The sequence below is a fragment of the Chryseobacterium sp. 7 genome, from assembly GCF_003663845.1.
GTDB lineage: Bacteria > Bacteroidota > Bacteroidia > Flavobacteriales > Weeksellaceae > Chryseobacterium.
This window is the reverse complement of record NZ_RCCA01000001.1, coordinates 2,226,764-2,239,648: the sequence shown is the minus strand read 5'-3', so window position 1 is coordinate 2,239,648 and position 12,885 is coordinate 2,226,764. Positions and strand designations below refer to the sequence as shown.

The 12,885-nt window shown below is 37.0% G+C and carries 12 protein-coding genes and 2 pseudogenes; 4 read left to right on the top strand and 10 right to left on the bottom strand.

From position 1 onward, the window contains the following. Positions 1-2 precede the first annotated feature (2 nt). Positions 3-605, top strand: a complete 603-nt coding sequence (locus CLU97_RS10295) for a DNA-3-methyladenine glycosylase (protein WP_121487847.1) — start codon at positions 3-5, stop codon at positions 603-605. Positions 606-611: 6 nt separating this feature from the next. Here the strand turns inward: CLU97_RS10295 and mug are convergent, their stop codons facing one another. Beyond that, positions 612-1,115 carry a G/U mismatch-specific DNA glycosylase gene (gene mug / locus CLU97_RS10290; RefSeq protein WP_121487846.1) on the bottom strand — a complete coding sequence of 168 codons (504 nt, stop codon included), beginning with the start codon at positions 1,113-1,115 and terminating at the stop codon, positions 612-614. A 257-nt stretch (positions 1,116-1,372) separates the two neighbouring features. On the opposite strand from mug, the gene CLU97_RS10285 reads away from it, so the two are divergent. Further along, positions 1,373-1,690, top strand: coding sequence for a DMT family transporter (locus CLU97_RS10285; protein ID WP_121487845.1), 318 nt, complete (start codon positions 1,373-1,375; stop codon positions 1,688-1,690). Positions 1,691-2,146: 456 nt separating this feature from the next. On the opposite strand, the gene CLU97_RS10280 is transcribed toward CLU97_RS10285, so the two are convergent. From CLU97_RS10280 to CLU97_RS10270, 3 genes are all read right to left on the bottom strand, one after another. Then, positions 2,147-2,650 carry a TlpA family protein disulfide reductase gene (locus tag CLU97_RS10280; RefSeq protein ID WP_228437632.1) on the bottom strand — a complete coding sequence of 168 codons (504 nt, stop codon included), beginning with the start codon at positions 2,648-2,650 and terminating at the stop codon, positions 2,147-2,149. Between the two features lies 1 nt (position 2,651). Further along, positions 2,652-3,080, bottom strand: a complete 429-nt coding sequence (locus tag CLU97_RS10275; RefSeq protein ID WP_121487843.1) for a rhodanese-like domain-containing protein — start codon at positions 3,078-3,080, stop codon at positions 2,652-2,654. An 82-nt stretch (positions 3,081-3,162) separates the two neighbouring features. Continuing rightward, positions 3,163-3,426, bottom strand: coding sequence for a hypothetical protein (locus CLU97_RS10270; RefSeq protein WP_121487842.1), 264 nt, complete (start codon positions 3,424-3,426; stop codon positions 3,163-3,165). Between the two features lie 110 nt (positions 3,427-3,536). Here CLU97_RS10270 and CLU97_RS10265 point away from each other — a divergent pair, with 110 nt between their 5' ends. Continuing rightward, positions 3,537-5,195, top strand: coding sequence for an FAD-binding dehydrogenase (locus CLU97_RS10265; RefSeq protein WP_121487841.1), 1,659 nt, complete (start codon positions 3,537-3,539; stop codon positions 5,193-5,195). A gap of 18 nt (positions 5,196-5,213) precedes the next feature. After that, positions 5,214-6,016, top strand: a pseudogene (locus CLU97_RS10260) (SDR family oxidoreductase). Positions 6,017-6,074: 58 nt separating this feature from the next. Here CLU97_RS10260 and CLU97_RS10255 read toward each other — a convergent pair. The 6 genes and pseudogenes from CLU97_RS10255 to CLU97_RS10225 all read right to left on the bottom strand — a co-directional run bounded on the left by CLU97_RS10255 (position 6,075) and on the right by CLU97_RS10225 (position 12,813). Beyond that, positions 6,075-6,884, bottom strand: coding sequence for a phosphatase PAP2 family protein (locus CLU97_RS10255; protein WP_121487840.1), 810 nt, complete (start codon positions 6,882-6,884; stop codon positions 6,075-6,077). 33 nt (positions 6,885-6,917) lie between these two features. Then, a complete protein-coding gene (locus CLU97_RS10250; protein ID WP_317125979.1) occupies positions 6,918-9,368 on the bottom strand; it encodes a TonB-dependent receptor in 2,451 nt (816 codons plus the stop codon). A 22-nt stretch (positions 9,369-9,390) separates the two neighbouring features. Continuing rightward, a complete protein-coding gene (locus tag CLU97_RS10245; RefSeq protein WP_121487839.1) occupies positions 9,391-10,146 on the bottom strand; it encodes a hypothetical protein in 756 nt (251 codons plus the stop codon). 292 nt (positions 10,147-10,438) lie between these two features. After that, a complete protein-coding gene (locus tag CLU97_RS10235) occupies positions 10,439-11,725 on the bottom strand; it encodes a sensor histidine kinase (protein ID WP_121487837.1) in 1,287 nt (428 codons plus the stop codon). Between the two features lie 26 nt (positions 11,726-11,751). After that, positions 11,752-12,110: pseudogene (locus CLU97_RS10230) on the bottom strand (four helix bundle protein). Between the two features lie 28 nt (positions 12,111-12,138). Then, positions 12,139-12,813, bottom strand: coding sequence for a response regulator transcription factor (locus tag CLU97_RS10225; RefSeq protein ID WP_121487836.1), 675 nt, complete (start codon positions 12,811-12,813; stop codon positions 12,139-12,141). Positions 12,814-12,885 lie beyond the last annotated feature (72 nt).

The window sequence follows — 12,885 nt, the reverse complement described above, 5'->3', positions numbered from 1 at the left end:
TCATGAAACTACCACCCTCCTATTATTTCAGCCAGGATGTTCTTTTTCTGGCTCAGGATCTTTTGGGAAAAGTCCTTTTTACAGAAATCAATGGTGAAATAACAGCCGGAATCATTGTAGAAACAGAAGCTTACTTTGGTGTTAAGGATAAAGCTTCCCATGCTTATGGAGGCAGACGTACAGACCGCACAGAAACGTTATACAGCCAAGGTGGAATTTCTTATGTGTATTTGTGCTATGGAATCCATCATCTTTTCAATGTGGTGACTTCCCTGCAAGATGATCCGCATGCCGTTTTGGTGAGAGCTGTTGAACCTTTAATCGGTAAAGAAATCATGGAATTAAGAAGAAATATGCCCGTTTCAAAAGCTGCTATTTCTGTGGGACCGGGCTCAGCATCCAAAGCGTTGGGAATAGATAAGTCATTTAACAAAAAAGACCTGAACGGAGATGAAATCTGGATTGAAGATCATGGAATTTCTTATACTCCGGATCAAATTATTTCAGGACCTCGTATTGGTGTTGCTTATGCACAGGAAGATGCACTTTTACCATGGCGTTTTTTTGTAAAAGGAAACAAATATGTGAGCAAGCCCAATAAATAATAAAGATCAGGACTCATGAGCAGTATGATAAAACTCTTTATAATGCATAACCAGACTGTCAAGAGAAAATCCACGATTCAAACCACTGGTATTAGGTAAAACCCATACTTTTGCTCCACAGAATTCTTCAGACTGTTCGCCCCAAAGAATTTCTTTCTTTTTAGAAAAAGCCTTGTAAGCCGCTTTGCCGAGAAAAGCAATATATTTCGGTTGAAATGTTGTTATTTTTAATTTAAAACTTTCAAGAGATTCATCAAATTCTTCCTTAGAAAGCTCGTCTGCGCGGGAAGTCGCTCTTGCCACAGCAGTCGTCAGCCCATATCCGAAATCCAGAAGAGATGTATCATGTACCGCTTCTATTTCATACGGTGTAAAACCTGACTGATGAAGTACTTTCCAAAAACGGTTGCTCCTTCCGGAAAAATGATGACCGTCATTAGATGATTTTAAACCGGGATTGATTCCACAAAAAATAACGTTGAGATGAGGCTTAATAATATCTGTTAGCATATTGGACTGAATATTTATAAGGTAAAGACTTCCCTATTTAATCTTTTAAAGATACTAATATTAATGAATTTCATTCTAAGATTTAATTCTAAAATAACAAACGTTTCGTAGTGTTTATAAGACGTTTTACCCCTGTTTTTTACCGTGTCACTCAGTTTATTGTATTAAACCGGAATAAGGAAAGCTAATTTTACAGCAGTAATTGAGATGTTATATCCTATTAGAAAGGACGATTGAACATCTCTAAAATAAATGGTATGAACTGGTTTGCATTAATTATCGCAGGAATTTTTGAAATTGGATGGCCCTTAGGACTTAAGCTATCTCAACAGCCGGAAAATAATAAATGGAGCTGGATTATGTTCTCTGTCTTATGCATGATGATAAGTGGTGGATTTCTTTGGTATGCCCAGAAAAGCATCCCGATCGGAACAGCTTATGCGGTCTGGACGGGAATAGGTGCCGTAGGAACTTTGCTGGCAGGAATTCTCTTTTTCCAAGACTCTGCAAGCATTTTAAGATTATTGTCTGCTTTACTGATTCTAGTGGGAATCGTTGGTCTTAAATTATTCTAAAATAAAAATGGCTTAAGATAATAAGCTAAAACAGTATTCAACATTCAAATAATAAACTACTCATTTATATTGTTGTCTTCGTATTTTATTAAGCATGAACAGTATTTTAAGCCAATATTATTTTTTATAAATTTTATTTTAATAAATCATTAATTAGTGATTTACTTAAAATAAATTATTATATTTACAATTAGTCAATGACCAAACACCAAAATAATATAATATGCAAAAAATACTATCAACCGTAAGACTCACTATTTAGAATTTAAAAACAAAATGGTTAATACACGTCAAATGATTTATTCCCTCATAATCATTGACCTGCTGGCACAATGATGCTCTTAAATTATTTTGAACACAAGATTCTAATACACAAATACTTCTTTTCAACGAAAAAAAGAGTGGTAAAATAACTTACCACTCCTTTTCATATTGTAATTACAGAATTTGTCAGTTTTATTTCTGTACAAGACTTTTCTTAATAAAATCTTCAAGTTCTTTTCCATGAAGATTTTTAGCTAAAATTGTTCCCTCTCCGTCAATAATAACATTAAAAGGCAGTTCATCAACTTCGTAAAGCTTTGCTACAGGGCTTTTCCAGAATTTTAAATCACTGATCTGTATCCAGTTGATATTAAATCTGCCAATCGCTTTCTGCCAGCTTTCTTTATTCTTATCTAAAGAAATACTCAGTATTTCAAACTGATTATTTTTTACCTGTTCCGAATAGGTATCATACATTGTTTTCAATTGAGGCTGCTCTTCCACGCATGGAGCGCACCACGTTGCCCAGAAATCAATCAGAACCAGTTTCCCTTTTAATGTGGAAAGAGAAAATGAAGTTCCATCTGCTTTAGTCATGGTAATTTCAGGCGCTTTTTTTCCTACTTCTATTTTGTTTTGAGCAATACTGTACCCTGAAAAGAGCATTAATAATAGTAGGGTAAAACACGTCTTCATACTAATCATTTGTAGGATAATCTTTATCTAACCAGTCTGTTTTGATATTTTTCGGAAGATTTAAAAGCTTTGCATTTTTGAAACCCATTTCCATCAGCAATGCAAATGCAGGACGTATATTGGGGCACTTTACAAAAGGACAGCATCCGCAGTAAATCACAATTTCTCTGTTCTTCGGAATATCTTTAAGATAGTTTCTCAGGTTTTCCAGGTTTTCAGGCTCATGCGTTGGCCCAATGTCAACAGAACCTTTGATGATCGCTTCAGGACCTACTGAAATGATCACCAGATCTTTTGTTTTATGTTTTTCAATTCTGGAAGCCAGTAACGCGGGATCCATCAGCTGGCTGTCTTTCCATGGATCTTGTTTTTGCTGTGCCTGGCTGAACACCGAGCAGACAAAACATGCAATGATAAGCAAATACTTCATTCTTCTATTTTTCACAAAGATAGAAATGTTTTGCAGAGTGTGCCTATAGACAAGTGGCTCTGTTAAAGATATTGTATAGAATTTAAAACCTTTTAGGAGTAATATGAATTACATTAGAAGCACCGGGTTCTATAATAAGTTGAGTTCCTCCGTCTCTTTCATTTTCCCGTCCTAGGATGGCAGATCCGGTAGCAAGCGTCAGTTTACCCTGAAAAACAGGATGAGGAGGAACAAGTGAAATTTCTATTTCTTCTTCAAGCTGTATAATAATGGATTCGGCTTCAATAAGATGTCTTGTTCCATCCTTTAAAACAGCAAACGCTTGATAAGTATGGTTTTCTTTCATTTCTTTATTTTATATTAAAGAATAAAAGTATTAAGATTTTTTTTAATGGCTTCATTTAAATATTTAATACATTTATATCAAGTATCATCAACAAAAAAATACCTTGAAAAATGGGAGATCAATTCCAGCCTGATGCGATTATCATCGGAACCGGACTGGCAGGGCTTACCGCTGCGATGGAAATTACCAATACCGGGAAAAAAGTACTTCTTTTGGATCAGGAAACGGAACAGAATATTGGCGGGCAGGCATTCTGGTCATTCGGAGGTCTGTTTCTGATCAATTCACCCCAGCAAAGAAGAGTGGGAATCAAAGATTCTTATGAACTGGCACTGCAGGATTGGAAAGGAACAGCTGGTTTTGACCGTCCGGAAGATTATTGGCCTCGCCAATGGGCAGAAGCTTACCTGAAATTCGCAGCCGGTGAAAAATATGAATATATTTCAAAACTGGGAATTAAGCTGATGTTTATGGTAGGCTGGGCAGAACGTGGTGATGGTTCTGCAACAGGTCATGGGAATTCCGTACCACGCTTTCATGTAAGCTGGGGAACAGGTACGGGAGTTGTAAAACCTTTTGTGGAAAAAGCTTACAAAGCCCAGGAAAAAGGACTGCTTCAGATGAAATTCAGGCATCGGGTAACAGAAATTATTACAGAAAACGGAAAGATAAAAGGGCTTAAAGGAGATATTCTGGAGAATGATACTAAGGAAAGAGGTGCTGAGACAAACAGAAATGTAATTTCCACTTTTGAATATACAGCTCCGAATATCATCATCGCTTCCGGAGGAATTGGTGCCAATCATGAACTGGTAAGAAAAAACTGGCCGGAAAGACTGGGAAAAGCCCCTGAAAATATGGTTTGCGGTGTTCCTGCTTATGTAGATGGCAAAATGATTGGTATTGCAGAGAATTCAGGCGCTCATATCATTAATCCGGACAGAATGTGGCATTATACGGAAGGGCTGCAAAACTGGAATCCTATCTGGCCAAACCATGGAATCCGCATATTGCCTGGGCCTTCATCATTATGGTTTGATGCAAAAGGTGAACGCCTCCCCGCTCCTTTTCTTCCGGGATTTGATACGTTGGGAACCTTGCAATATATTCAGGAAACCGGATTTTCTTATTCATGGTTTATTCTTACCCAGAAAATTATCAAAAAAGAATTTGCACTTTCAGGCTCGGAACAGAATCCGGATATTACGAATAAAGATTATGGGCTTTTTCTGAAAAGGATGTTTGGCAAAAAAGCTCCCGAACCTGTAGAAGCTTTCAAAGAACACGGAAAAGACTTTATTGTATCAGATAACCTGGAAGATCTGGTTAAAAGAATGAATGAACTGGCAGGAAATAACCTGTTGAAATATGAAAAGATAAAATCTCAGATTGAAGCCAGGGACCGCGAACTAGACAATAAGTTTTCGAAAGACACTCAGGTTAATTACATCAGAAATACAAGAAATTATTTAGGAGATAAATTAGGGCGTGTTGCATCTCCCCATAAGATTTTAGACCCTGAAAACGGACCCTTAATTGCCGTGCGTCTTAATATTTTGACGCGTAAAACACTGGGTGGAATAAAAACCAATCTGAATGGCCAGGTACTGAGAGAGGATGACAGCATCATTGAAGGATTGTATGCTGCCGGAGAAGCGGCGGGCTTTGGCGGCGGCGGAATGCATGGCTACAGAGCTCTGGAAGGAACATTTTTAGGAGGCTGTATCTTTTCTGGAATGAAGGCCGGAAAATACATTGCCGGACTTTAAAATTAAAAACTATTAAATATGAACCGTTATTTTGATCATAAAGTCATTTGGATCACGGGAGCATCGTCAGGCATTGGAGAAGCTTTGGTAAAAGAGCTAACAAAAAGCAGCAATGCAAAAATCATCCTTTCATCCAGAAAAGAAGAACAGCTTCATTGGGTAGCTGAGAAAGCTGGTTTGAATAAAGATCGGTATGCGGTAATTCCTTTAGATCTTAAAAATTATAAAGAAATGCCTGCCATTGCAGCAAAAGCATCAGAACAATTCGGAAAGATTGATATTCTGATTAATAATGCCGGATTGTCACAACGTTCACTAGCCATGGAAACCGATATTGAAGTAGATAAACAGCTCATTGATATTGATTATATCGGAACAGTAGCTCTTACAAAAGCAGTTCTGCCCTATATGATCAGAAATAAAGGAGGGCAAATTGCTGTTGTGTCCAGCCTTATGGGCATTTTCGGAGCTCCAATGAGAAGCGGATATGCCGGTGCAAAGCATGCATTACATGGTTTTTTTGACGCATTGCGGGCAGAATTATTCAGTCAGAATATTAAAATTACTATTATTTGTCCAGGCTTTATCCAGACTGATATTTCTATTAATGCTGTTACCGGAGACGGTTCACTACAGGGTACAATGGATGATGCCACAAAAATGGAATGCCTGTCGATATTTTCGCAAAAAAGATGCTGTACGCTATTGAGAAACAGAAAAGACAAAAGGCCATAGGCGGTAAAGAAGTTATGGCTGTGTATCTGAAGAGGTTCTTTCCGGATATGCTGGCAAAAATAATCCGTAAAGCCAAAGTGGTGTAAGAAAAAAGCACCATTTAAGGAGAAATGATGCTTTACTAAATATAATGAAGAATTTGTTTTAAAAGGTTTTTACCAAGCCTATTCCCACAATTTTATTCTGATAAAAAGGCATTACCATGGTGGATGAAAGTGATGTTTTAACTTTATTCTTACCTCGTAATAAATTATCAATTTTGGGAAACAGCCAATAAGCCAGCTCTGTAGAAAGAATTCCAAATCCGGCTCCTGCTACCACGTCTCCCAGCCAGTGTTTATCATTCAGCATTCTGTATACTCCGGTGAAAACAGCAAACGGATATCCGGAGATACTGAGCCAGAAATTGGTGTCTTTATATTCCCGGAACATAAACTGTGCTGAAGAAAATGCAGTGGCAGCATGTCCCGAAGGAAAAGATAAAGTATTGGATCCGTCCGGTCTTTCTTCTTTTACCAGATACTTTAAAGGCATGGTAAAGGCAGCGGCAATCAACTGTGAGGAAGCGTAAATGATGGTGCGGTCTCTCAGATTATGTTTTCCTTTTATTCCCATTGCATTAAACCCATATACCATTACTGCCGGAGCGTATTGGGTATAATTATCCAGCTGTATTTTTTTAGGCTGATGCTCGTTGATTTCATCCTTAGTGGAGAGATTGAGCTGTTTCAGATTCTTGATGGAAAGACCTGCCACTCCGTAGGCAATAAATGCGGTAGGAATGATGAAACTCTTATAATTCAGAGTGGTTTTTGGAATTTCCGTTGTGGTAATAGTATCCTGTACAGACTTTTGAACATTTATCGTATCATTGGTATTCTGAGCATTGATCCGGCTTAAAGCTGAACTCAAAATCATTACATACACCAGTGTTTTTTGAAATTGTTTTTTCATTCTAAATCACATTTAAAATTATCCGATTTTATATTAAAATTTATAGCTGTATCCCAATCTGATTACTTGGGTTTCATAATAATCATTGCTGGTGTAGGCAAATCCGTTACCCTGTACAGACTTCTTGATTACCATGGTGTTGAGCAGATCCGAAGCGTTAAAAAAGACTTCCCCCTTCCCTTTCTGAATTGCTTTTTTTATCCCTGCATCCATTGAAAACCTTGACTGTATTCTTCCCTGAGGAATAATATCCGGAGCCAGATATACCAATGTAAACTGCATATCCAGTCCTTTTGAGAAATGAAAAACGTTGTTCATTTTAACATTCCCTGAAATAGCGGTCTGCAGATCTGCAGAGAATGTATTAGGCTGAGGATACAGATTTTGTACAGTAAATGCATCAATCTGGTTACGGTATATATTTCCGTTAACATTCAGGGAATAAACATCTGATATGTTTTGGTTCCATATTGTTTCAAGTCCTGTATTATAGCTTTTCCCTGCATTTTGAAAAACAGCATAAATAAGTGTGCTGCCCGGAACAATACTGGAAATTCTGGTGATGGTTCCATTGGCAAAACGATGGTACAATGCAGAATATAAATATCCGCTATCCCAATTGTGCTTATATCCTAGTTCAATAGAGTTTGTAAACTGAGGGCGCAATGCCGGATTTCCTACCTTAATGATCTCTGCATCATCATATTTTGGAAAAATTCTGATATCCACTTCATTGGGGCGGTCTACCCTTCTGTTGTAGAAGATAGAGAACTTATTACGGTCATCAAGTTTGTAAGCAAGCCTGAAATTCGGGAATGGCTGGGTATAATTGTACCCGTCACTTTTGTAGGTTGGATGGTTTGGATTGACATCATACTGAATTTTCACATATTCTAATCTGAGTCCCAATTCTGCTTCCCATTTCTCATTTTCAAAAACATAATTTCCATATACGGCAGGAATAAATTCTTTATAATCTGCCTTCCCACCCGCAGAAACATCCAAAACAGAATTAGCCCCCGGAATGAAATTCATATTGGTAGGAATGCTTCTGTTTCTCAGCTTAATTCCCGTTTCTATTCGTCCGTATTTCAAAGGTTTTACGTAATCTACATTGAAATCGTACACCTGTTCGTCAGATAATAGCTTAAAGGCATCAGTTCCTGTAGAAGAAGGGAGATAATTATCATAGAAATATTTTTCATCCTCTCTATGGAACGTATAATTGAATCCCACATTCAGTATATGCCCTGCTTCTTTGAATTTATGCTGATAAGAAGCTGTTCCCATCACAGTTGTTTTCAGTTCATCCTCCAGAAACCGCCACAGACGCAGGCGCTGAGACCTGTCTCCATTGAAAAACGGTTGCTCTCCCCTGTCAATAATTTTTTCACTTCCATACATTCCTGAAATGGTTAAGGTATTCTGAGGATCAATATTCCAGTCTATTCCGGCTTTGGTGGTAAAGAAATTGGTGTTTCTGTTTCTTTTCAGCTGTGAATTGATCACTGTTCCGTCATCATAAGTACGGGTTACAAATTCATTCTTGTTAAGGGTTTCCGTATAAAGATTATCTGCCTGTAAGAATATATTAACCTTATTTCTTCTGTAATTGACAGACAGTGAAGGATTAATTTTAGGCGTAAACGTATACTGCGGTCTTATCGTAGGCAGATTTTCCTTTCTTACCCAAAGTGAGCCTAAACCTGTGGTAAACCCAGCTTTTCCGTTCCAGCCGTTCTGTTTATTTTTTTTCATGATAATATTGATGATTCCGGCATTTCCGTTGGCATCATATTTTGAGGAAGGATTGTTGATGATCTCAATTTTATCAATCGCGGAAGCAGGAATATTGTCCAGTCCGGTCTGGCTTCCAAAACCGGTGAGAGCAGTTTGTTTACCATCAATCAACACTGTTACTTTATCATTCCCTCTGAGTTGTACTTTGCCATCCTGTACGGTAATTCCGGGAAGATTCTGCATGCTTTGTAATACAGAGCCACCACTTTGGCTGATGTTATCAGCTACAGAATAAGTTTTCTTATCCAGACGGCTGTCTATTTCATTCTTTTTGGAAGCTGTAATGGTAACTGCTTCTATTTTGTTCTCAGTTTCCTGTTCCTGGCTTAGTTCAATAGTGGGAATTTCCAGAAATTCTGAAAGGCTTCCTATAAAAACAGGTTGTATCTGTGTACGATATCCTGTGAGTGAGGTTTCCAGAAGATAATGATCTGGTTGTATTCCGGTAAGAGAAAATCTGCCGTCTTCATGGGTAATGGTTCCGGCTGTAAAAGTGCTGTCTTTTTCTTTTTTTAAAATAATATGAGCATAAGGCAATGCCGTTTTGTGTATACCTGTGATCCTTCCTGAAGCTGTCACAGAAGCTGTCTGTGCAGAAACAAGAGAAGAAACCATCATACAGGCTGGAAAAAATAACAGGGCTGTTTTATTTATTCTTCTGGTTTTTATTTTCTTTAAAATCATTTTCGTTATAACAGATGTCGAATTATTCGTTTTGAAAGGGTAATTCCCGGTTGTTTTTTCTTTGTGAAACAATAATCATCAATACCATCAGAGCAAGAGATATCAGAGAAGCATTCAGGGTTCCCAGATCAAGACCTCCTTTAGCTAAAGGTTTTGTTAAAAGATCTCCGAATGTGGCACCAAATGGTCTGGTAAAAACAAAAGCAATCCAGAACAGCAAAACATGATTGATCTTGGTGACATAATGAAGCACTACAACGATCAGAATAATCAGTCCGGTAATCAAAGCTCCGGTCATATAGCTGAGTCCTAAATTATCACTCAGAAAATCTCCAAAAGCAGTTCCCAGACTGTTGGAAAATAAGATGGCAGTCCAGTAATACAGTTCTTTATTCCTTTCAAAAATGGGATATACCTCAAGGTTACTGTACTTCTTATACCATAAAAACAAAGAAAGTAAAAGACCGGAAAGTAAAATTAAACTGCCGGTAAGGTATCCGGTTTTCAGTGTTCTGTCGATGCAGTCAGAGATTTCCGTTCCTAAGGTTGTAGTTCCTATAATTACCATCCAGTAAATTGCCGGAATATATCTTTTCGAACGGAGCTGTACCGTTAGAATAATTATAAAAAACAGCAGGGTAACAAGAATTCCTACAACATATCCGAGATTAAGTGTCATAGAAATAAAATCACCTAAAGTTTCTCCCAGTGTAGTGGCTACAATTTTCATCAGCCAAAAAAGAAGAGTCACGGCTGCAACTTTATTTGCTGTTCTCATTCCGATTTAATTTATATTGAATAAATGATACCGGAGAATTACAAGTATCTGTATCTGGAGAAAAAAAATCATTGATTCGTGCAGCCGAATTTTTCCAACGGGAATCGGAATGAAACCGGCGTTGCTTCCACAAGTAGTGGCGATTTGGCAGATAAAGATCTTTTCCTGCCCATAAAAGGAATGTTTTTAAAATCATTTCTAAATAAAATTTATACCTCAGTATGTTTTCAATACAAAGGTGCAATCCGATTTAGAAGAAATTTAGAATTGCCGGAAGCAGGAATTTTTTTAACTATAATTTAACAGAGAAAATATGCTGTTGATTCTCAAACCTGTAACTGATTGTCCAATGATGAAACCTGCATATTTCCTGAATAATAGACAGTCCAAGCCCGCTTCCGCTGTTATCTGTTGAAAGTTTTGAAAATCTTTTGAATAATAAATCCGTATTCAGCTTTTCAGCCCCTGAATTGGAAATTTCAAAAACAGAATTAGTAAGCTGTATAGAAATACTGCCTCCGACAGCCGTATGCCGAATGGTATTGATGATAAGATTGTTGATTAATATTTCTGCCAGAATATTGTTTCCGCTTACCTGTACTCCATTTGAAATTTGTTCTGTAACGGAAATATTTTTTTGCTCGAAGTGTTCTCCGAGAATATCAATACTTTGATGAAGCAAATGATCAAACGAAATAATTTCCGAACTGTCGAACTGATTGTTTTCAATTTTAGCAAGCAGCAAAAGGTTTTTATTGATACGTGAACTTCTTGTAAGTGCCCTGTTCATATCTTCTGCTATGCTGTATTGCTTCTCGGTAAGATTCTGATCCTGAAGTAAAAGATCCAGTTTGTTTTTAATAATGGCCAGCGGAGTCTGCAATTCGTGGGAAGCATTTTCAGTGAACTCTTTCTGGGTTTTATAAGTAGACACATTACGCTCTATAAGCCTGTACAGTGACTGATTAAGTTCTTCAAATTCAGCAGTGTCAGAAACCGGAAATTTTATAGTATTCTGACTGTTAAGGTTAAATGTTTTAAGCTGATCTAATGTACTTCTGAATGGCTTCCAGATAGATGAAGAAAGCTTTCTGTTAAGATACAAAAGCCCAATCACAATCATTACAAAAAAGAAGATGGTAATCATAGCAATTACGGCTATAGTTTCATGAGATTCCTCAATATTGGTCTGTATCGTAAACAGATAAGGCTTACCATGAATATAAATTACTTTTTCAAGACACCTGTAACGTTCCTTTTTCTGTTCTGAAATAAAAGGAAGATGTCTTTCATAAGTATAAACACTGTCCCGTTTTACCTGTCTGGGAGAAATTCTTTCAATATTGGTTTCAGGCTGAATATGATTCCATAATTCAAGACTTTTGTCGAGTGCTTCTTCCGAAAGCTGCAGCTGATTGAATTCATAAGCCGTTTTCTCTACAATAATCTGATTGTGCTCATCCAGTTCACTTTTCCAGATCGTATCCACCACAAAATAGTACACAGGAATACTGATCATCAGTACAATGAGTACGTAGATAAGAAAGGGTTTGGTGGGTTTGGTAAGTAGAGGCTTCACAGTAATTATGAATTATAAATTATGATTTATGATTTATTTTTTGTTGTAATGATGATGCTTCGGATTATTTTTAATATTTCTGTAGCTTCATTATTGATACTTTCATATTCTGTGGATGATAAATATCTGTCTGAAACAAAAGCTCAATCCAGTAAATAGATTCATCACACTCCTTTTGGGCGATAGAAAGTTTATGAATAAAATCTGCTTTACTTTCTGCATTCTGTGATTCTCTTATTAAGGCTCCTACTGCAGTTCCACTTCTTAATAATTGTTTACTCAGAACATATTCATTCTTATTAGCTGAAAGATATTTATAAAGATTAATGATCCTAATTGCAAAACTAAAACTTTTATCTTTCAGCACATTTTTCTTTTCACTCATAATTTATAATTCATCATTCATAATTACTCTAGCTTTCCCACTTATACCCCGTTCCGTACACTGTTCTAAGATAATGGCCGCATCCCGCGTCATAGAGCTTTTTCTTAAGGTTTTTTACATGGGCATATACAAAATCATGATTGTCAAGCATATCTGCAAAATCTCCGGAGAGATGTTCCGCCAGCGTACTTTTAGAGATTACTTTATTTTTGTTTCCGATAAAATAAATGAGGAGATCAAATTCTTTCTTAGTCAGCGAAATAACTTCATCGTTTACAGCTACCGTTTTGGCTAACAGATCAATCTGAAGTTCATTCTGCTTTACTACATTGGAACTGCTGAACTGTTTCCGCCGAATAATAGAATATACCCTTGCCATAAGCTCAGAAAGATGAAAAGGCTTGGTGAGATAATCGTCTGCACCTAGCTTTAGTCCTTCAATTTTATCATCAAGGGCATTTTTGGCCGAAATAATAATTACACCGTCCTGTTTCTGCTGTTTTTTTAATTCTTCCAGTATGGCAAGTCCATTTCCATCAGGAAGCATAATGTCCAGTAAAATACAATCATAGTCGAATGTTTCTATCTTATTCATCGCTTCACCGAATGTACTGGCCGTTTCGCAGAGGTAATTTTCTCCGGAAAGGTATTCGGAAATACTTTGAGCAAGCGCAGCTTCGTCTTCAACGATGAGAATTTTCATGCGATAAATCTATTACCAAATTTAGAAGAAATTTTGAATTTTAAATTAAAACATAAATTACAAAAATAGAAT